The organism is Amycolatopsis sp. FDAARGOS 1241, from assembly GCF_016889705.1.
Lineage (GTDB): Bacteria > Actinomycetota > Actinomycetes > Mycobacteriales > Pseudonocardiaceae > Amycolatopsis.
This window is the reverse complement of record NZ_CP069526.1, coordinates 2,253,438-2,272,445: the sequence shown is the minus strand read 5'-3', so window position 1 is coordinate 2,272,445 and position 19,008 is coordinate 2,253,438. Positions and strand designations below refer to the sequence as shown.

22 protein-coding genes are annotated in these 19,008 nt (G+C 71.2%); 13 read left to right on the top strand and 9 right to left on the bottom strand.

Annotation, left to right across the window (positions count from 1 at the left end):
* Window positions 1-35 precede the first annotated feature (35 nt).
* Window positions 36-443 carry an SgcJ/EcaC family oxidoreductase gene (locus I6J71_RS11230; protein WP_204094661.1) on the bottom strand — a complete coding sequence of 136 codons (408 nt, stop codon included), beginning with the start codon at window positions 441-443 and terminating at the stop codon, window positions 36-38.
* Between the two features lie 97 nt (window positions 444-540).
* Between I6J71_RS11230 and I6J71_RS11225 the strand changes: the two genes are divergently transcribed.
* Window positions 541-1,251 (top strand): TetR/AcrR family transcriptional regulator, encoded by a 711-nt coding sequence (locus I6J71_RS11225; protein WP_204094660.1) that lies wholly within the window; start codon window positions 541-543, stop codon window positions 1,249-1,251.
* On the opposite strand, the gene I6J71_RS11220 is transcribed toward I6J71_RS11225, so the two are convergent.
* Window positions 1,241-2,161 (bottom strand): NADP-dependent oxidoreductase, encoded by a 921-nt coding sequence (locus I6J71_RS11220; protein WP_204094659.1) that lies wholly within the window; start codon window positions 2,159-2,161, stop codon window positions 1,241-1,243. The genes I6J71_RS11225 and I6J71_RS11220 overlap by 11 nt on opposite strands.
* Before the next feature lie 73 nt (window positions 2,162-2,234).
* Complete coding sequence (gene hemW, locus I6J71_RS11215) at window positions 2,235-3,446, bottom strand: radical SAM family heme chaperone HemW (RefSeq protein WP_239154654.1); 1,212 nt, start codon at window positions 3,444-3,446, stop codon at window positions 2,235-2,237.
* A gap of 270 nt (window positions 3,447-3,716) precedes the next feature.
* Between hemW and I6J71_RS50530 the strand changes: the two genes are divergently transcribed.
* The 8 genes from I6J71_RS50530 (at window position 3,717) to I6J71_RS11180 (ending at window position 10,588) form a co-directional block, all read left to right on the top strand.
* Complete coding sequence (locus tag I6J71_RS50530; protein ID WP_350540000.1) at window positions 3,717-3,803, top strand: putative leader peptide; 87 nt, start codon at window positions 3,717-3,719, stop codon at window positions 3,801-3,803.
* 122 nt (window positions 3,804-3,925) lie between these two features.
* Entirely contained in the window at window positions 3,926-5,617 is a 1,692-nt protein-coding gene (locus I6J71_RS11210) for a nitrite/sulfite reductase (RefSeq protein ID WP_204094657.1), read from the top strand.
* Window positions 5,614-5,772 carry an Insertion element protein gene (locus I6J71_RS11205; RefSeq protein WP_204094656.1) on the top strand — a complete coding sequence of 53 codons (159 nt, stop codon included), beginning with the start codon at window positions 5,614-5,616 and terminating at the stop codon, window positions 5,770-5,772. The genes I6J71_RS11210 and I6J71_RS11205 overlap by 4 nt, the downstream gene beginning before the upstream one ends.
* Window positions 5,769-6,464, top strand: coding sequence for a phosphoadenylyl-sulfate reductase (locus I6J71_RS11200; protein ID WP_204094655.1), 696 nt, complete (start codon window positions 5,769-5,771; stop codon window positions 6,462-6,464). Before I6J71_RS11205 ends, I6J71_RS11200 begins: the two co-directional genes overlap by 4 nt.
* Before the next feature lie 10 nt (window positions 6,465-6,474).
* The gene (gene cysD, locus I6J71_RS11195; protein ID WP_239154652.1) at window positions 6,475-7,479 is read left to right on the top strand and encodes a sulfate adenylyltransferase subunit CysD; all 1,005 of its coding nucleotides are present in this window, start codon (window positions 6,475-6,477) and stop codon (window positions 7,477-7,479) included.
* Window positions 7,479-8,741, top strand: coding sequence for a sulfate adenylyltransferase subunit 1 (locus tag I6J71_RS11190; protein ID WP_204094654.1), 1,263 nt, complete (start codon window positions 7,479-7,481; stop codon window positions 8,739-8,741). The genes cysD and I6J71_RS11190 overlap by 1 nt, the downstream gene beginning before the upstream one ends.
* On the top strand, window positions 8,738-9,502 hold the full coding sequence (locus I6J71_RS11185) for a sirohydrochlorin chelatase (RefSeq protein ID WP_204094653.1): 765 nt from the start codon (window positions 8,738-8,740) through the stop codon (window positions 9,500-9,502). The genes I6J71_RS11190 and I6J71_RS11185 overlap by 4 nt, the downstream gene beginning before the upstream one ends.
* 312 nt (window positions 9,503-9,814) lie before the next feature.
* On the top strand, window positions 9,815-10,588 hold the full coding sequence (locus I6J71_RS11180) for an enoyl-CoA hydratase-related protein (RefSeq protein WP_204094652.1): 774 nt from the start codon (window positions 9,815-9,817) through the stop codon (window positions 10,586-10,588).
* A gap of 294 nt (window positions 10,589-10,882) precedes the next feature.
* Here I6J71_RS11180 and I6J71_RS11175 read toward each other — a convergent pair whose 3' ends face one another.
* From I6J71_RS11175 to I6J71_RS11165, 3 genes are read right to left on the bottom strand one after another with little or no spacing between them, the layout of a single operon-like run.
* Entirely contained in the window at window positions 10,883-11,248 is a 366-nt protein-coding gene (locus tag I6J71_RS11175; RefSeq protein WP_204094651.1) for a barstar family protein, read from the bottom strand.
* The gene (locus tag I6J71_RS11170; protein WP_204094650.1) at window positions 11,245-11,715 is read right to left on the bottom strand and encodes a ribonuclease domain-containing protein; all 471 of its coding nucleotides are present in this window, start codon (window positions 11,713-11,715) and stop codon (window positions 11,245-11,247) included. The genes I6J71_RS11175 and I6J71_RS11170 overlap by 4 nt, the downstream gene beginning before the upstream one ends.
* An 11-nt stretch (window positions 11,716-11,726) precedes the next feature.
* Window positions 11,727-11,924: a hypothetical protein gene (locus tag I6J71_RS11165; protein WP_204094649.1), complete on the bottom strand. Its 198-nt coding sequence runs from the start codon at window positions 11,922-11,924 to the stop codon at window positions 11,727-11,729.
* A 60-nt stretch (window positions 11,925-11,984) separates the two neighbouring features.
* Here I6J71_RS11165 and I6J71_RS11160 point away from each other — a divergent pair, with 60 nt between their 5' ends.
* The 3 genes from I6J71_RS11160 to I6J71_RS11150 all read left to right on the top strand — a co-directional run bounded on the left by I6J71_RS11160 (window position 11,985) and on the right by I6J71_RS11150 (window position 15,707).
* The gene (locus I6J71_RS11160; RefSeq protein ID WP_204094648.1) at window positions 11,985-12,950 is read left to right on the top strand and encodes a zinc-binding dehydrogenase; all 966 of its coding nucleotides are present in this window, start codon (window positions 11,985-11,987) and stop codon (window positions 12,948-12,950) included.
* A gap of 160 nt (window positions 12,951-13,110) precedes the next feature.
* Window positions 13,111-14,133: an alpha/beta fold hydrolase gene (locus I6J71_RS11155; protein ID WP_204094647.1), complete on the top strand. Its 1,023-nt coding sequence runs from the start codon at window positions 13,111-13,113 to the stop codon at window positions 14,131-14,133.
* A 107-nt stretch (window positions 14,134-14,240) separates the two neighbouring features.
* Entirely contained in the window at window positions 14,241-15,707 is a 1,467-nt protein-coding gene (locus tag I6J71_RS11150; RefSeq protein ID WP_204094646.1) for an amino acid permease, read from the top strand.
* A gap of 40 nt (window positions 15,708-15,747) precedes the next feature.
* Here I6J71_RS11150 and I6J71_RS11145 read toward each other — a convergent pair whose 3' ends face one another.
* From I6J71_RS11145 to I6J71_RS11135, 3 genes are all read right to left on the bottom strand, one after another.
* Complete coding sequence (locus I6J71_RS11145; protein ID WP_204094645.1) at window positions 15,748-16,797, bottom strand: nitronate monooxygenase; 1,050 nt, start codon at window positions 16,795-16,797, stop codon at window positions 15,748-15,750.
* 253 nt (window positions 16,798-17,050) lie between these two features.
* Window positions 17,051-17,776, bottom strand: a complete 726-nt coding sequence (locus tag I6J71_RS11140; RefSeq protein WP_239154650.1) for an SDR family NAD(P)-dependent oxidoreductase — start codon at window positions 17,774-17,776, stop codon at window positions 17,051-17,053.
* Window positions 17,777-17,827: 51 nt separating this feature from the next.
* Window positions 17,828-18,040: a hypothetical protein gene (locus I6J71_RS11135; protein ID WP_204094643.1), complete on the bottom strand. Its 213-nt coding sequence runs from the start codon at window positions 18,038-18,040 to the stop codon at window positions 17,828-17,830.
* Window positions 18,041-18,471: 431 nt separating this feature from the next.
* On the opposite strand from I6J71_RS11135, the gene I6J71_RS50525 reads away from it, so the two are divergent.
* Entirely contained in the window at window positions 18,472-18,981 is a 510-nt protein-coding gene (locus I6J71_RS50525) for a hypothetical protein (RefSeq protein ID WP_370542115.1), read from the top strand.
* Window positions 18,982-19,008 lie beyond the last annotated feature (27 nt).

The window sequence follows — 19,008 nt, the reverse complement described above, 5'->3', positions numbered from 1 at the left end:
TACGCGCCCGCCCCCCGTACCGCCTAGCGGCTTCGTCACGCCACCGCGCGCGGATCGCTCACGCGCGTGTTCTGGAACGACGTGATCCGCCAGCCCGCGGTCTCACGGACCAGCACGAACGTCACCGTGCTCCCGCGGCCCTGCGCCACGGCGTCGCCGCCGTCGAGCGCCGAGCCGCCCCCGGACACGACGATCGCGACGTCTTCGCGCGGGAACCGCACCGACGCCTCGCCGAAGCCGCCCAGCTTGGACCCGCGCAGCGGCCCCTCGAACAGCGCGCGGTGCGAGCTCTCGATCCGCTCGCGACCGGGCAGGTTCAGCCCGAAGAACGTCACGTAGTCGGCGTCTTCGGTGAAGACTTCGGCGTACGCGGCGGCGTCGCCGCTGTTCCAGGCGTCGGCGAGCCGGCCGAGCACTGCGAGGACTTCGTCCTGACGAGTCATGGTTGCACTCCTTGTCGAACATCGTTCGCCTTAACGAACACCGTTCTACTTACGAACGCCGTTCGCGTCAAGCCACGGTGCGGCTACCCTGAGCGCCATGACCGTTCCGCCGCCGCCGTGGCGCCGCGCCGCCAGAAGCCCGCGCCGGCGCGCCGAAAAACCCGTGCTGTCCCGGGACCTGGTGGTGAAGACGGCGCTGGGCATCCTCGCAGCGGAGGGCTTCGAAGCCGTCTCGATGCGGCGGGTGGCGCAGCAGCTGGAGACCGGGCCGGCGTCGCTGTACGCGCACGTGGCCAACAAGGAGGAGCTCGACGAGCTCATGCTCGACGCAGCGCTCGGCGACGTGCCGGCGCCCGAGCCGGACCCGGCGCGCTGGGCCGAGCAGGTGAAGGAGCAGGTGCGCGAGCAGGTGCGCGCGATGGTCGCGTACCCGGGCATCGCGAAGGTCGCGTGGAACACGCCGGTGCCGGTCACGCCGAACTCGCTGCGGCAGGGCGAGGTGATGCTGAAAATCCTGCGCGCAGGCGGCCTGGACCTCAAGCAGGCGACGTATGCGGGTGATGCGTTGAGCTTGTACGCCAAGGCTTACGCGTACGAGGCGAGCAGCTGGACGTTCGGCGACTACGACGAAGCCGAGGTCGCCGAACGGGGGCGGCAGATGGCGGACTACATGCGGTCGCTGCCCGCGGAGGCGTTCCCGAACCTGCTGCACGCCGGGGAGTTCTTCACCGAGAACACGAGCGCGGAGCGCTTCGAGTTCGCGCTCGCGATGTTCGTCGGCGGGTTGCAGGCCTTGGTCAGGGCTTGAGCACGATCTTGCCGCGCGTGTGCCGCTGTTCCAGCTCGCGGTAGGCGTCCTGCACCCGCGCGAGGGGGTACGTCGCGGCAATCGGCACCTCGAGCAGGCCTTTGTCCACCAGCGCGGCGAGGTCGCGCACGACGTCGGCGCTGGCCGCGGCCGAGTTGCCGTCGGTCTTCACGTTGTACTTCTGCGCGGCGGCGAAGTCGATGACGGTGTCGATCCGTCCTGTGTAGACACCGAGGCGCAACGCCAAGTCCACGTAACCGTTGCCGTAGGTGTCGATGAACGCGTCGACCTTGCCGCCGGTGACCTCGCGGATCCGGTCTTCGAGCCCGTCGCCGTAGGCCACCGGGACCACGTCGTGCTCGCGCAGCCACGCGTGGTTGGCTTCGCTCGCGATGCCGACGACGGTCGCGCCGGTGAGCTTCGCCAGCTGCACGACCAGCGAGCCGACGCCGCCCGCGGCGCCGGACACCACAAGGGTGTCGGGTTCGCGCACGTGCGTGGCGCGCACCGCGGCGTACGCGGTGGTGCCGGCGACGAACAGCGCGCCCGCGACCTCCCACGGCACGTCCGCGGGCTTCGGCGTCAGGTTCCCGGTCTCGACGACCACGAGCTCGGCCTGGCTCGACCGCGTGTGCACGAAGCCGATGACCTCGTCCCCCACCTGGATCTCGTCGACGCCCGCGCCGAGCTCGGCGACGACGCCGGCGAGGTCGCTGCCCTGGCCGGACGGGAACGCCGAGGGCCACTGCTGCGCGAAGGCACCTTCGCGGATCGCGGCTTCACCGGGGTTGATGCCGGCGGCTCTGACCTGCACGAGAACTTCGCCGGGGCCGGGCACCGGGCGAGGGACGTCCTCGACCCGCAAGACGTCGATCCCGCCGTGTTCCCTGTACCTGACCGCCTGCGGCATGAGCGACTCCCTCGTTCGTCGATACTTCGACCAACGAACCATCAGCCACGTTTATGCCCGCCCGAGCGAAACTTCAGCCGACCAGGCGGCGGACCACACCGTCTGCGAGCAAGCGCCCGCGGTCCGTCAGCACCGCGCGGCCACGACTGTCCAGAAGGGACGACTCCAGCAGTCCTTCCGCCGCGGCGGCACGGGCTTCGGCAACACCGGCGGCGTCGAGCGCGTCGAGCGGAAGTCCTTCTGCGACACGGAGTTCGAGCATCACGCGTTCGAGGTGGCGGTCTTCGGCGGTGAGCACCTCGCGGCCCGCTTCGGGACTGCGGCCCTCGGCGAGCAGCGACGCGTACTTGGCCGGGTGCTTGACGTTCCACCAGCGCACGCCGCCGACGTGGCTGTGCGCGCCGGGGCCGGCGCCCCACCAGTCGCCGCCCTGCCAGTAGCCGAGGTTGTGGCGGCAGCGCGCCCCGGCGTGCGCCGCCCAGTTGGACACCTCGTACCAGTGCAGCCCGGCGGTCGAGAGCACGGAGTCGATCACCTCGTAGTCGGTGGCGAGCACGTCGTCGTCGGGCGCGGGCAGCTCACCGCGGCGGACACGGCGGGCGAGCGCCGTGCCCTCCTCGACGATCAGCGCGTACGCCGACACGTGGTCGACGCCCGCAGACAGCACGGCGTCGAGCGAGGCCCGCAGGTCCTCGGCCCGCTCGCCCGGCGTCCCGTAGATGACGTCGAGGTTCACGTGCTCGAACCCCGCGGCCCGCGCCTCGCGTGCGGCGTCGACCGGGCGGCCCGGCGTGTGCACGCGGTCAAGCACCTGCAGCACGTGCGGCGCCGCCGACTGCATCCCGAGCGAAACGCGGGTGTACCCGGCCGCGCGAATGCCCTCGAAGAACTCCGGCGAGGTCGACTCGGGGTTCGACTCGGTCGTCACCTCCGCGCCCCGCGCGAGCCCGAACGCGCCCCGGACCACGTCGAGGACCTCGCCCAGCCCGTCCGCCCCGAGCAGCGACGGCGTGCCCCCGCCCACGAACACCGTCTCCGCGGCGGGCGGCTCCGCCAGCACGCGCGCGGCCAGCTCCAGCTCACGCCGCAGCCCGTCGAGCCACGACCTCGGTGAGGCCGCCGAGCCCAGCTCACCGGCGGTGTAGGTGTTGAAGTCGCAGTACCCGCAGCGGGTCGCGCAGAAGGGCACATGCACGTACACCCCGAACGGCCGCTGCCCCAGCCCGTCCAGGGCGCTTTCGGGCAATCCGGTCTCGAGGGGCTCAACGACGTCACGAACAGGCACGACGTCCATTGTCCCTCTCCGTGCCGGAGGGCCCGGACGGCCCTGCGCCACCGGTGCGGAACTTCGGCCGCCGAACGAAGCGCGCCGGCACTGCCTGTCCGCTGAAACGCGCGCCGTGGCCGCCGGGAATACCCGCCCCGGAAGCACAAACCCGCAGGCAGACGGCGCCCGCCAGTCACAACCGGGCGGCGTGCGCAAGCCCCCGGTGCGGCTTCTCCCACGATCCGGACGCGCCTGGACCACGTTCTGGACGCGTGGTTATCTGGTCGCGTGAGTCCTGCCGGTGTCCTTCTCGTGGCGCGCCGCCACGTCGACCTGCTGCGCGTCGCGAGCGCCCTCTGCCGGCCTGTCCGCTGACTCCCGACGCCCGACCAGCCAGCCCACCACACCTGGACAGCCGGCGCCGGACCCGCCGCGATCCACGCTGCCCGGAAAGCGGGCCGAACGCGGGCCGGAGCCACGAACCCGGAGGACTCCTCATGGCCTCTCCCACGCGTGAAACCCCCGCGAAGAGCCGTCCGCGGCAGAAGCGCGGTGAGGGACAGTGGGCGCTCGGCTACCGCGAACCGCTGAACCCCAATGAACGCTCGAAGAAGGACGACCACCCGCTCAACGCCCGCGCGCGCATCGAGAACATCTACGCCCACCGCGGCTTCGACTCGATCGACCCGGGTGACCTGCGCGGCCGTTTCCGCTGGTTCGGCCTGTACACCCAGCGCAAGGAAGGCATCGACGGCGGCCGCACGGCGACGCTGGAGCCCGAAGAGCTCGACGCCCGCTACTTCATGATGCGGGTGCGCATCGACGGCGGCATGCTCACCACGCAGCAGCTCGCCGTGCTGGCGGAGATCTCGCAGACGCACGCGCGTGGGACCGCGGACATCACCGACCGGCAGAACATCCAGTACCACTGGATCCAGATCGAAGACGTGCCGGCGATCTGGCAGAAGCTCGAGAACGCCGGCATGACGACCATGGAGGCGTGCGGCGACAGCCCGCGCGTGATCCTCGGCTCGCCCGTCGCCGGGATCGCGGCCGACGAGATCATCGACGGCACGCCAGCCCTCGAGGAGATCAAGCGCCGCTACATCGGCGACCCGCAGTTCGCCAACCTGCCGCGCAAGTTCAAGACGTCGATCTCCGGGCAGCAGGACGTCGCCCACGAGATCAACGACGTCGCGTTCGTCGGCGTGAACCACCCCGAGCACGGTCCCGGCTTCGACGTCTGGGTCGGCGGCGGCCTGTCGACCAACCCGATGATCGGCCGGCGCCTCGGCGCTTGGGTGCCCCGCGACGAGGTGCCCGACGTGTGGGCCGGCGTGATCGGCATCTTCCGCGACTACGGCTACCGCCGCCTGCGCTCGCGCGCCCGCATCAAGTTCCTCGTGAAGGACTGGGGACCCGAGAAGTTCCGCGAGGTGCTGGAGAAGGAGTACCTCAAGCGCGAGCTGATCGACGGCCCCGCGCCCGAGGTGCCGCCGAGCCCCATCGACCACGTGGGTGTGCACAAGCAGGTCGACGGCAAGTTCTACGTCGGCGCCGCCCCGGTCGCCGGCCGCGTGAACGGCGAGACGCTGCTGGCCGTGGCGAAGGCCGCCGAGCGCGCGGGCTCCGAGCGGGTGCGGCTCACGCCGCAGCAGAAGCTCGTGGTCCTCGACGTGCCCGAAGCCGAGGTGCCCGGCCTGGAGACCGAGCTCGCCGAGCTGGGCCTGCAGACGAAGCCCTCGCCGTGGCGGCGCAGCGTGATGGCCTGCACGGGCCTGGAGTTCTGCAAGCTCGCGATCGTCGAGACCAAGGCCCGCGCGCAGGCGCTGGTTGCGGACCTGGAGCAGCGGCTCGCCGACATCCAGGGCGACCTCGAGAACCCGGTGACCGTGCACCTCAACGGCTGCCCCAACTCGTGCGCCCGCGTGCAGACCGCCGACATCGGCCTCAAGGGCCAGATCGTCACCGACGCCGACGGCAAGCAGGTCGAGGGTTTCCAGGTGCACCTGGGCGGCGGCCTCGGCGCCGATGCCGGGTTCGGCCGGAAGCTGCGCGGGCACAAGGTGATCGCCGACGAGCTGTCCGACTACGTCGAGCGCGTGGTGCGCGCCTACCTCGCCGGCCGCGAGGCGGGCGAGCGGTTCGCGCAGTGGGTCGGCCGCGCGGACGAGAGCGTGCTGCAGTGACCTCGACCGAACGGGCGGTGCCCTACTACTGCCCGTTCTGCGGTGACGAGGACCTGCGCCCCGCCGACGACGGCGACTGGCTCTGCGGCAGCTGCCGGCGCAGGTTCTCGGTGAAGTTCCACGGACTGTCCCTACCGGAGGAGACGCTTCGATGACGGCCACAGCTGACTACCGGACCCTGGCCGAACGCGCGGAGAAGGAGCTGGCCGAGGCGACGGCGGCCGAAGCCCTGAGTTGGACGGTCGAGCACTTCGGCGACGACTTCATCGTCGCGTCGAACATGCAGGACGCGGTGCTCATCGACCTGGCCACGCAGGTGAAGCCGGACTTGAACGTGCTGTTCCTCGAGACCGGTTACCACTTCGCCGAGACCATCGGCACGCGCGACGCGGTCCAGACCGTGTACCCCGGGGTGCGCATCGTCAACGCGCAGGCCGAGCAGAGCGTGGCCGAGCAGGACGCGGAGTACGGGAAGAACCTGTTCGAGCGCGACCCCAACCAGTGCTGCTTCCTGCGCAAGGTCGTGCCGCTGCGCTCGACGCTCTCGCAGTACTCGGCGTGGGTCACCGGCGTGCGCCGCGTGGACGCGCCGACGCGCGCGAACACCCCGATCGTCACGTGGGACGAGCGCAACGGGCTCGTGAAGATCAACCCCATCGCCGCGTGGTCCGACGACCAGTTCAACGGCTACATCCGCGACCACGGAATCCTCGAGAACCCGCTGGTGTCGGCGGGCTACCTGTCGATCGGCTGCGAACCGTGCACCGCCAAGGTGGAGCCGGGACAGGACCCGCGCAGCGGCCGCTGGGCCGGCCAGTCGAAGACCGAGTGCGGACTGCACGGCTGAGGAAGGACCGATGACCACTCCCACTGTGTCTTCCGGGGCGTCTTCCGGGGCGTCTTCCGGGGCGTCTTCCGGGGCCGCGCCCCAGGCCGGGGGGCGAGCCCCGCAGGAGCCCGCCACCGCGATCGCGACCGACAACCTGGCCGCGCTGGAATCCGAGGCGATCCACATCTTCCGCGAGGTCGCGGGCGAGTTCGACCGGCCCGTGATCCTGTTCTCCGGCGGCAAGGACTCGACGCTGCTGCTGCACCTGGCGATCAAGGCCTTCTGGCCCGCGCCGGTGCCGTTCCCGTTGCTGCACGTGGACACCGGCCACAACTTCGACGAGGTCATCGCCTTCCGCGACCACGTGGTCGAGAAGCACGGGCTGCGCCTGGTGGTGGCGAAGGTGCAGGACTGGATCGACGACGGCCGCCTCGAAGAGCGCGCCGACGGCATGCGCAACCCGCTGCAGACCACGCCGTTGCTGGACACGATCGCGGAGAACAAGTTCGACGCGGTCTTCGGCGGCGGCCGGCGGGACGAGGAGCGCGCGCGGGCGAAGGAGCGGATCTTCAGCCTGCGCAACGCGTTCGGCCAGTGGGAGCCGCGCCGGCAGCGCCCGGAGCTGTGGAACCTCTACAACGGCCGCCACCGCCCCGGTGAGCAGGTGCGGGTGTTCCCGTTGTCGAACTGGACCGAGGCGGACGTGTGGAACTACATCGCCCGCGAGAAGGTCGAGCTGCCCTCGATCTACTACGCCCACCGGCGCGCGGTCTACCAGCGTGACGGCATGTGGCTCACCGAGGGTCCGTGGGGCGGGCCACGCGCGGGCGAGGACGTCCGCGAGCTGTCGGTGCGGTACCGGACCGTGGGTGACGGTTCGTGCACGGGGGCGATCGAGTCGACCGCGGCCACGGTGGACGAGGTGATCGCGGAGGTGTCGGCGTCGCGGCTGACCGAGCGCGGCGCGACGCGGGCCGACGACCGGATGTCGGAGGCCGCGATGGAGGACCGCAAGCGGGAGGGCTACTTCTGATGAGTTCACTGCTGAGGCTCGCCACCGCGGGCAGCGTCGACGACGGCAAGTCCACCCTGGTCGGACGGTTGCTCTACGACACCAAGTCCGTGCTGGCCGACCAGCTCGACGCCGTCACGCGCGCGTCGGTCGACAAGGGACTGTCCACTCCGGACCTGTCGCTGCTGGTGGACGGGCTGCGCTCTGAGCGTGAGCAGGGCATCACCATCGACGTCGCCTACCGCTACTTCGCCACCCCGAAGCGGTCCTTCGTGCTGGCCGACACGCCGGGGCACGTACAGTACACGCGCAACACCGTCACCGGCGCGTCGACCGCGCAGCTCGCCGTGCTGCTGGTGGACGCGCGCAAGGGTGTGGTCGAGCAGACCCGGCGGCACGCTGCGGTGCTGGCGCTGCTCGGGGTGCCGCGGCTCGTGCTGGCGGTGAACAAGATCGACCTCGTCGACCACGACGAGGAAACCTTCACCGTCATCGCCAAGGAATTCACCGCCCACGCCGAATCCCTGGGCTACCCGCGCGCAGCTGTGGTCACCATCCCGGTCTCGGCGCTGGAGGGCGACAACGTCGCCACGCGCTCCGAGCGCACGCCGTGGTATGACGGGCCGTCGCTGCTCGAGCACCTGGAGACGGTGCCGGTGGCGCCGGACCCGCACGAGGCCGCGTTCCGCTTCCCCGTGCAGTACGTCATCCGGCCCCGCACACCCGAGCACCTCGACTACCGCGGCTACGCCGGGCAGATCGCCGCCGGCACCGTGCGCCCGGGCGACGAGGTCGTGGTCCTGCCCGCCGGCCTGCGCAGCACGGTGGAGGGCATCGACACAGCCGACGGCCCGCTCGACGAAGCCGGCGCGGGCACCTCGGTGACGCTCCTGCTCGCCGACGACCTCGACATCTCGCGCGGTGACCTGATCGCCGTGGCCGACCGGCCGCCGCGGGTCACCGACGAGCTCACCGCGACCCTGTGCTGGCTGTCGGCCAAGCAGCTCAAGCCGGGTGCGCGAGTGCTGGTGAAGCACGGCACGCGCACGGTGCAGGCGATCGTCACCGAACTGACTGCTCGCTTCGACGAGCAGACACTGTCCAGTGTGGACGAGCCGGAGACGTTGGAACTCAACGACATCGGCCGCGTCGAGCTGCGGCTCGCGGAGGCGCTGGGCGTCGACGACTACGCCGCGAGCCCGCGTACGGGCGCGTTCCTCGTGATCGACCCGAAGGACGGCGAGACGCTCGCCGCGGGGCTGGTCGGCGAACGGTTCCCGTGACGCCGCCCCTCGTTCCCGTCGCGCACGGCAGCCGCGACCCCCGCTCGGCGGCGACCGTGCGGGGGCTCGTGGAACGCGTGCGCGCGCAGGCGGCGGACGTCGAGGTGTACGAGTCGTTCCTGGACCTGTCGGAGCCGCGCGTCACCGACGTCCTGCGCCGCCTGTACGCCCAGGGCCACCGCTCGGCCGTCGTCGTGCCGCTGCTGCTGGGCAGCGCGTTCCACGCGCGCGTGGACCTGCCCGCGCTCGTCGCCGAGGTCCAGGGCGAGTGCCCTGGCTTCGACGTGCACGTGTCCGACGTGCTCGGCGTCGACGCGGCACTCGAGGAGGTCGCGCTCGACCGGCTGACCGGCGCGGGCCTCGGCCCCGGCGACGGGGTCGTGGTGAGCGCCGTCGGGTCGTCGAACGCCGGGGCCAACGCGGCCGTCGCGGATCTGGCCGCACGCTGGGAGGCGGACCTGGACCTGCCGGTCACCGAGGCGTTCGCGAGCGCCGCGCAGCCCGACGTGCCGGCCGCCGTGGCGCGGCTGCGGGCGCGCGGGGTGCGGCGGGTCGTCGTGGCGTCGTGGTTCCTCGCGCCGGGCCTGCTACCCGACCGGATCGCGGCGCTGGCGCGCGAGGCCGACCGGGGCGTGTTCCTGGCCGAACCCCTGGGCACCGACCCGCGCGTGGCCGCTGCCGTGCTGCGGCGCTACCACGGGGCCGTGCTCCGGGTCCCGGCTCAGCAGCACGATCTGCCGAAGGTCAACAGTTGGAGCTGAATCTGATACCCGCCTTGGTAGGCCGTTGCCACGCCGGCGTTCCCGGCCGATCGCGGGCGGCGCGTCGTTCGAACTGCCGACCGTGACCGTGCCCTCACGGTGTGCTCGTCGGGCACGATCGAGACGAAGCCGGCCTTCACGAGCTACGGCGACCCGGGCCTCGCGTCTCGGCGCCCGCGGCGTACGTCCCCGTCGCCGAGACCGGTCTTCACGACCACCACGATCGGCTGACGCCACTCGCGGCCGACCGTCACGGGGCGCCCAGACGCACGTCACAGCGGTCGCCGCAGCCCGGTGTGCGAGGGTGGTGCCATGGTTGACGAACTGGTGCACTACGACGTGGTGGGCGGCACCGCCACGATCACCCTCGACTCCCCGCACAACCGCAACGCCCTCTCCGCGCAGTTGCGGCGCGAGCTGTCCGGCGCGCTCGACAAGGCCATCGCCGACGACGCGGTGCGCGTGGTGCTCCTGACCCACACCGGCCCCGTCTTCTGCGCGGGCATGGACCTCAAGGAAGCCCGCGGCGCCGGCGCCGGCGACCAGGGAGTCAACGAGTTCCCGAAGATCCTGGACCAGCTGTGGACGAGTCCCAAGCCCGTCGTCGCGCGCCTCGCCGGCCCCGCCCGCGCCGGCGGCATCGGCATGGTCGCCGCGTGCGACATCGCGGTCGCCGCCCCCGAAGCGACGTTCGCCTTTTCCGAGGTCCGCATCGGCGTCGTCCCGGCGATCATCTCGCTCACCGTGCTCCCCCGCCTCAACCCCCGCGCCGCCCATGAACTCTTCCTCACCGGCGACGTCTTCGACGCCCGGCGCGCCGCGGAGATCGGACTGCTCAACGCCGTCGTCCCCGCGACGGAGCTGGACGAGACCGTGCAGAAGTACCTGAAATCCCTGACCCTCGGCGGCCCGAAGGCCCTGGCAGCCACGAAGACCTTGCTGAGCCGACCCCGCCCCGCCACCCCGGCGGACGGCTTCGCGGCGATGAACGAACTGTCCACCGGATTCTTCGCCAGCGAAGAAGGCCAAGAAGGCATTTTGGCCTTCGCCCAAAAACGCAAGCCGAACTGGGTCCCGGAAGGCTGACCGAAGCCTGAAACGGCTCCCACACACAGAAAACCGCGACTTCACTACGCCACCTACCAGTGCACCCAGCCCTGGCCCTGCACCTCGATCCCCGCCTTCTCCGCGGTCTGGACCACGTGTCAAGGTACGCTTTCCCGCCTTGACACGTGGTCCAGACCGTGGTGACACTCAAAGATCGGGGTGCCCCTCGCAACCACCCCAGGCGCAACGTCGCGCGCCAGCGCGAAGAGCCGCCCGACCGAAACCGCAGTGGCCAGGCCAGGCTGCCCAGTTGCGTGTGTAGAGCCGTTGCGATCAGGAGTCGGCCAGAACCACTGTCAGCCGCCAGGAATCGGCTTTCCCGCCCGACGGCCCCAGCGCCCGCTGAGCGTCCGACAACACGCTCCGGATCGCCAGGTACGTCTTCGGATCCGCTTTCCGCAACGCGTCCGACCCGGTCCAGATCAGCACGTGCTCGCCGGCCGGCAGCCACGACAGGTCCGTCAACATGTCGTACAGGGCGTCCAGGTTGTGCCCGAAGTAGTCCGGGAACGACATCGCCGCCGCGATCGCGTCCAGCGTGGCCGCTTTGTCGGCCGTTGCGCCGTTCACCACGTGGGGGTACGCGCCCCTCGCGAAGGCCTCGTCCGCGGCGGCCTTCGCCTCGCCCCCGGCCGTCACCGGTTCGGGTCCACGACGACGAACGACGCGTAGTGGTCGCCGGTGTAGAACAGTTCTTTCTGCTGCCCCGTCACGAGCCGCCGCGGGCCGCGGTCGGGGCTGTTCGGCGTCTTCACCGTGTACTCGTGGTAGTAACCCGATTGCTTCCGCGGCAAGAGCTTCTCACGATTCTCGAACACGACGTCGTCGTTGCGCGGGTAGGGGAACGGGCCGCCCGCCACGATCAGCTTCCACGTGTCGCGCGCCTGGGGCGGCAGGGACGACAGGGATGCGACGGGGAGCCCCGAGTCGCCGCCGGGCAGCTTCGCGGCGATGCCCGCGGCGCCGGCGGTGGCGGTGGCGGACGTGCTCGGCGTGGCGGGGGCCGAGGAGGACGAGCCTCCCACGGACTCCTTCACCAGCCAGCCCCCGAGCACCAGCACGAGGAGACCGACGAGTGCCGCGGTGATCCGCCTTCGGTTGACCATGGTGCGCCAGCTTAGGAGTCGCGGCCGTCGTCGTCGCGAGCCGGGCCGAGCCAGCGCGCGAAGCGGCCCACGAGCTTGTCGATGGCCCACGCGGCGAGCAGGCACAGCGGCACGACCACGACCATGACCAGCACGAATTGGACGGGGAACCACGCCTGGGCGAGCCAGAGCTCGACCCCGTCCCACCAGTCGGCCAGCCCGTTGAACACGGGTGTGAGCCTACGCGCGCCAGGCTGCGCAGGCCCACCCAGGGGCGGTACGTTGCTGCCATGTTCGCCGTATACGCGAAGGAACCCAACGCCGAGTCCCCGCTCGACTCCCTGGTCGTCGGCGAGCGGCCCGAACCCGAGGTGCCCGAAGGCTGGGTGCGGGTGCACGTGAAGGCCGCCAGCCTCAACATGCACGACCTGTGGACGCTGCGCGGCGTCGGCATCAAGCCCGACCAGTTCCCGATGATCCTGGGCTGCGACGGCGCCGGCACGCTGGACGACGGCACGGAGGTCGTGCTCCACTCCGTGGTGAACGCGCCGGGCTGGCAGGGTGACGACACGCTGGACCCGAAGCGCACGCTGCTCACGGAGAAGTACCAGGGCACAATGGCCGACCAGGTCGTGGTGCCCGCGCGCAACGTGGTCCCGAAACCGGCCGGCCTCACGTTCTCCGAGGCGGCAACGATGGGCACGGCGTGGCTGACCGCGTACCGCATGCTCTTCGTGAAGTCGGGCCTGCGCCCCGGCCAGACGATGCTCGTGCAGGGCGCGTCCGGCGGCGTGTCGACGGCGCTGATCGCGCTCGGGCGCGCGGCGGGCTTCCGCGTGTGGGTCACGGGCCGCAGCGAGGAGAAGCGCGCGCTGGCCGAGGCGGTCGGCGCGCACCGGACGTTCGAGTCCGGTGCCCGGCTGCCCGAACGCGTCGACGCCGCGTTCGAGACCGTGGGCAAGGCCACGTGGGGCCACAGCCTGAAGTCGCTGAAGCCGGGCGGCATCGTGGTCGTAGCGGGCTCCACCAGTGGCCCGGACCCGTCAGCGGATCTGCAGCGCGTGTTCTTCCTCCAGCTGCGCGTCGCGGGCTCGACCATGGGCACCCGCGACGAGCTGGCGGACCTGCTGGCCTACCTCGATCTCAAGGGGATCAAGCCGCAGATCGGCAAGGAACTCCCCCTCGCCGAAGCCGCCGACGGCTTCCGCGCGATGTTCGACGGCGACACCGCGGGCAAGATCGTCTTCACCCGCTGAGTCGACAGAAGCGCTCCGGCCTGGGCTTATCCGTCGCGGATGAGCCCGGGCCGGGGCTTATAACCCCTGTTTCGTGAACCGTCAACACCCCGAGTTCGCAATCGGCTTGTTACCCCCGAAGTTCGACCAGAACTCGACCTTGGACGGTTAACCTGTAGACATGACCGCGTCGAAGCGGCCCGCACCGGCTGTCCGGAGCGGCCGGACCAGCAGCGAACCGGACCCGATCCGGGTGTCCTTCCGGCGCTTCGCCGGCGTGCGGACCCGCGTCTTCGAGGTCGGTCCTCCGGTAGTGGAGGCGCCCAAGCGGTCGCGCAAACACCCCGCTGACAAGCCCCGCGGCCCGCGGCTCGTGCTGCTGCACGGGTACTGCGACAGCGCGGACACCTGGCGCCCGGTGCTGCGGGAGCTCGCCGCCGAGGGCATCGCGGCCGTGGCCGTGGACCTGCCCGGGTTCGGCGACGCGCAGCCGCTGCGGCCCGGCCCGATGCTGCCGCAGCTCGACGCGTTCGCCGCGGGCGTCGTCCGGGAACAGGCCGTGCTCGGCCCCGTCGTGCTGGCCGGCAACTCGCTGGGCGGCACGCTGAGCCTGCGCGCGGCGCAGAACACGCGGCTGCCGGTCATCGGGGTCGTGTCGATCGCCGCTCCCGGCTTCGTCGACTCGTGGCTCGTGCGCACGGTCGCACGCAACCCGCTGCCGCTGCGGCTGTACTCCGCGCTTCCCTTGCCCGTGCCGGGTTTCGTGGTGCGCGCCGTCGCCGAGCAGGTCGTGCCGCGGCTGCTGTACGCCGACTCGGGGACCGCCGACGCTGGCCAGGTCCGCCGCTTCACCACGCTCTTCCCCGACTACCGGGCCACGACCACCCGGCTCGAGCAGGCGCGCCAGCTCGTCACGGAACTCGCCGACGCCTACGAGCTCGACCGGGTACGCGTGCCGCTGCTGGTCGTGGCCTGCGGCAAGGACAAGCTCGTGACGTCGGCCGCCGGGCGGCGGCTGCACACGCTCGTGCCGCACAGCCGCCTGCTGGTGCGCGAGGACTGGGGCCACTGCCCGCAGCTGGACGATCCGCCGGAGATCGCCGAACTGCTCACGTTCTTCGCCGCCGGCGCCGTGCGTGCGGGCGGAACCAAGCCGGCGGCCCCGCCTGCCGCGGCGACCGCCGAGGACACTGCCGCGGGCTGACGTTCCGCCCATGCCGCAACGTCGGTGACAGACCGGACACGGCCTAGTACGGTGCGCCGTCAGAGCCCGTGACCCGGGCTCGTTTCACGACGCATGAGGAGACATCGATGTCCGCTTCGCGAAGCCTGGGAACAGGGTCCGGGATCTTCCGCCGCAAACCGATCGAAGACATCGAGTCGACCGCGGAAGGCGGCCTGCAGCGCACGCTCGGGCTGCGCCAGCTGACAGCGATCGGCGTCGGTGGCATCATCGGCGCGGGCATCTTCTCGCTCGCGGGCGCGGTGGCCAACCAGACGGCCGGTCCCGCCGTGCTGATCTCGTTCCTCATCGCCGGCGTCGCGAGCGCGGCCGCCGCCTTCTCCTACGCGGAGTTCGCCGGGCTGATCCCGCGCGCCGGCTCCGCCTACACCTACGGCTATGCCGTGCTCGGCGAGATCGTCGGCTGGTTCATCGGGTGGGACCTCCTGCTGGAGTACACGGCGATCGTCGCGGTGGTGGCCATCGGCATCTCGGGCTACTTCAACGACCTGCTGGGCTTTCTGCACGTGTCACTGCCCGAGTGGATGTCGGGTGCGCCCGGCACCGAGTCAGACGGCGTGGCCCCGCACTCGTACGTGGTGAACCTGTTCGCCGTGGTGCTGTGCCTGCTCATCGCGTTCATCCTCAACCAGGGCATGAAGAACGCGGCGCGGTTCGAGACGCTGCTGGTGTACCTGAAGGTCGGTCTCGTCGTGCTGGTGATCGTGGTCGGCGCGTTCCACATCAAGACGGGCAACTACAGCAACTTCTTCCCGTTCGGCATCAGCGGCGCGTTCACCGGCGCGGCCACGGTGTTCTTCGCGGTGTTCGGTTACGACGCGATGTCGACCGCGGCCGAGGAGTCCAAGGACTCCCAGAAGCACATGCCGAAGGCGATCATGTACTCGCTGGGGATCTCGATGGTCCTGTACGTGCTGGCCTGCCTCGTGCTCACGGGGATGGTGAACTACACCGACATCGACCCGGAGGCGGCGTTCTCGAGCGCGTTCGCGAAGGTCGGCCTCGGCTGGCTCGGCGCGGTGATCGCGGTCGGCGCCATCATCGGCATCCTCACGGTGCTGTTCACGTTCCTGCTCGGCGCCACGCGCGTGGGCTACTCGATGAGCCGCGACGGCCTGCTGCCCAAGTGGTTCGGCAAAACGCACCCGGTGCGCAAGGTGCCCACGCGCACGACGTGGATCCTCGGTGTCGCGTCGGCCGTCATCGCCGGGTTCCTGCCGATCAGCGAGGCCGCGGAGCTCACGAACATCGGCATCCTGCTGGCGTTCGTCGTGGTGTGCATCGCGGTGATCGTGCTGCGCTACAAGCGGCCCGACCTGCCGCGCACGTTCCGCACGCCCGGCATGCCCGTGGTGCCGATCATCGGCGTCGTGTTCTCGATCTGGCTGATCACGTTCCTGAAGCCGGAAACGTGGCTGCGGTTCGCGGTCTGGTTCGTGATCGGCATGCTCGTGTACTTCGGCTACAGCCGCCGCCACTCGCTGCTGGCGCGCGGCTCGTCGGGTCAAGGCACCGACGAGTCCACTTCGGACTGAGCTGTGCCGGGGCGGGGCCGCGCGGCCCCGCCCCGGTTCGTCAGCGGAGCCGGTCGAGCCGTTCGACGGCCGCCTTGGCTTCGGCACGGAGCCGTTCCACCACCGACGCCGCGGACCCGTCCGCGGCGAGTGGGTACGTCTGCCCCGCCCACAGGGACATCGCCTCGGGATCGTCGGCGCGCGCGGCCGCGGCGCGGATCGGCTTGGACAGGTGGTGCAGCTGCGGGTACGCGGCCGGCGCGTGGGCCGAGAGATCGCTCAGCACGCGGTTGACCAGGCCGCGGGCCGGGCGGCCGCTGAACGCGCGCGTGAACGCCGTCAGCCGCCCGCCCTCTGCCAGCGCGCGGCGCTGCGCCGACGCCGTGCCGGCCTCGTTCGTCTGCAGGAACGCCGTGCCGAGCTGGGCCGCGGCCGCACCGGCCGCCAGCACGGCGGCCACGTCGGCGCCGTGCACCAGCCCGCCCGCGGCGATGAGCGGCAGGCTCGTGCGCGCGGCGACCAGCCGCAGCAGGGCGAGCAGGCCGTATTGCTCGCCACCCGCCGGGTTCGTGGCGTCGTCGGTGAACAGGCCGCGGTGCCCGCCCGCTTCGAAGCCCTGGACCACGAGCGCGTCGGCGCCGCGCGCGGCCGCCAGATCGGCCTCGTCGGGGCTCGTGATCGTCACGGCGACCCGGCCACCGCACTCGTGCACGCGGTGTGCTTCGGCCGACGTCGGCGCTCCGAAGGTGAACGACACCAGCGGCACGCGGTGACGCACCACGAGGTCGAGCTTCGCGGGGTACTCGTCGTCGTCCCACACCGGTTCCCCCGGCTCCACGCCGTAGCGCAGCGCCTCGGTGACCATGCGCTCGCGGTGGTCGGTGAGGTCCACGGCCGACTTGCTGCCGGGCACGAACAGGTTCACGCCGAACCGGCCGCCGGTCAGCTCGGCGGTGCGGCTGATCTGCTCGTCCAGCGCGGCCACCGAGAGGTAGCCGCCGGCGAGGAAACCGAACCCGCCCGCCGCCGTGACCGCGGCGACGAGCTCGGGCGTCGTCGGACCGCCCGCCATCGGCGCCGCGATCACGGGGAACTCGAGGTCTTCGAACATGAACCGGAGCCTAGAGCGTGCCGGTCGCGCGCAGTGACCCGCGGCGGTCCTCATGGGGCCGGCGCGAAGGGCCCGGCCGCTGCTTGGGCGGCAGTTGGCCACTCGCGGGACCTGTCAGCGCGGGCAGGTTCAGTGCACCGGTCGTGTCGGGCATCATCGGCGGCCCGCGGGCCGGTGGTGGAGGCCGAGGTGAGGTCACCGAGGTCCGCCGGTCGCTGATGTTCGTGCGCTTCACAGCGCTCACCTGTTTGCCTTACCCAGCCGCCTGGTTTCCACGACGCGAGGGGGCACGGCTGCAGTACGGGTTCGCTGCGCCTTCCGCTGTCTGGGCGAGGTCGGCGCCGGGGAGGGGCACCGAACCGTCGGCCGGACTGCAGTATTTTCCGTCCGTCGGGATCCGCCGCGCGTCGGCGTGCCGGTCGGAGCAGTTCATGATCCGCCCGGCTTTCCCTGCGCGAGGCGCGCGAGTGGTCCCACTGCTCCAGCCTGGCTCGGGTGTTTCCACGAGCGCGAGGAGGGCCTCGGCCGTCGCCGCGGGATCGCCCGGAGTGAGGCCGCCGGCTCCGGCGTCCGCGTACAGCGCCTGCCGGGCGTGGGCGTAGGCCGGCTGCTGCCGGGCCTGCGGGGATGCGGCCGCCCGACCGGTCGTGAACATGACCGGCTCGATCAACGGGACGTGGATGCCGTACGCGGCCACTTCGGCCGCGCGTGACTCGCTCATCGCCTCCAGGGCCCACTTGGACGCCTGGAAGATGCCGAGCGCCGGATACGCGACCAGTCCCCCGAGTGACGAGACCTGCAGGATCCGGCCCGCACGGCGCTCTCTCATCCCGGGCAGCACGACCCGAGTGGCCCACAGCGCACCGAAGTAGTTGACGTCCATCTGGGCCCGGGCCTGTTCCTCATCGACCTCTTCGATGGCGCCGACCAGCATGTGACCTGCGTTGTTGACCAGCACGTCGATTCCGCCGAACGTCACCTCAGCGCTCCGCACGGCGTCGCGAACGGCCGCGGAGTCGCGGACATCGAGCTAAAGGGGCAGGAAGCGGTCGCCGTACTGCTCGGACAGCGACGCCAGCGCCGCCTTGTCCCGGGCGGTCGCCGCGAGCCGGTCACCGCGGGCGAGGATCACCGCGGCCCAGTGCTCACCCAGCCCGGGGGACGCGCCGGTGAGAAACCAGGTCCGGGGAGCCTGGGAAGTCTGGGAAGTCCGCAAAGTCCGTAAAGTCACAGCCTCGCTCATGAAGATTTTCTCCATCGTCATCCGGCCAGGCGGCTCCCGGTCCGGTGACCAGCGTTTCGCCGATCCGAGCCGTCAGGCAGAGTCGCCTTACCCAGGGACCGGCGGTCTCTTGCTGCCGGTCTGGCCGCGACGCAGACTCGGAGCGTGGACACCCAGCAGCTGGCGGATTTCCTGCGGGTGTGCAGGGGAAGCGCTCAACCCCGGGGACGCCGGTCTCCCGGGCACGGGGCGCCGGCGCACTCCCGGACTGCGCCGCGAGGAGGTCGCACGCCTGACCGACATCTCCACGGACTACTACATCCGTCTGGAGCAGGACCGCGCGCCCACTGTGCCTGACCCTGGACGAGCGCGACCACCTCTTCCGGCTGGCCGGGCACCGGCCGCCGGACCGCAGACGGTCCGACGAGCACGTCGCGCCGACCCTGCTCGGTGTGCTGGACCGCCTTTCCGATGTCCCGGCTCAGGTGATGACCGACCTCGGTGCCACCCTGGCCCAGAACGACCTGGCCTGGGCCATCTTCGGCGATCTGACCCGGCTGCGTGGTGCCACGGGCACGGTGGTGTACCGGTGGTTCACCGATCCCCGGGCCCGGGGCGGATATCCGGTTCAGGATCACGCGACGGAGTCCCGGGCGCTCGTCGCCGACTTGCGCGCCGCAGCCGTCCGCCGCGACGACCCGCAGGCGAAGGACCTGGTCGATCGGCTGCGACGGGTGAGCCCGGAATTCGAGGCCCTGTGGCGTCTGCATTCGGTGGGCGTGATGCGCAGCAGGCGCAAGCGGATCCAGCACCCCGAGGCGGGCCTGCTGGAACTCGACTGCCAGGTGCTCGTCGACGAGGAGCGCACACAGATCCTCGCCCTGTTCTCGCCCGCGGCGGGCACATCGACGACGGAGCGCCTCACCCTTCTCGGTTCTCTGGGACCGCTAGGGCGTGTCTGACAAAGTTTGTGGTTGGTTGCTGAGATT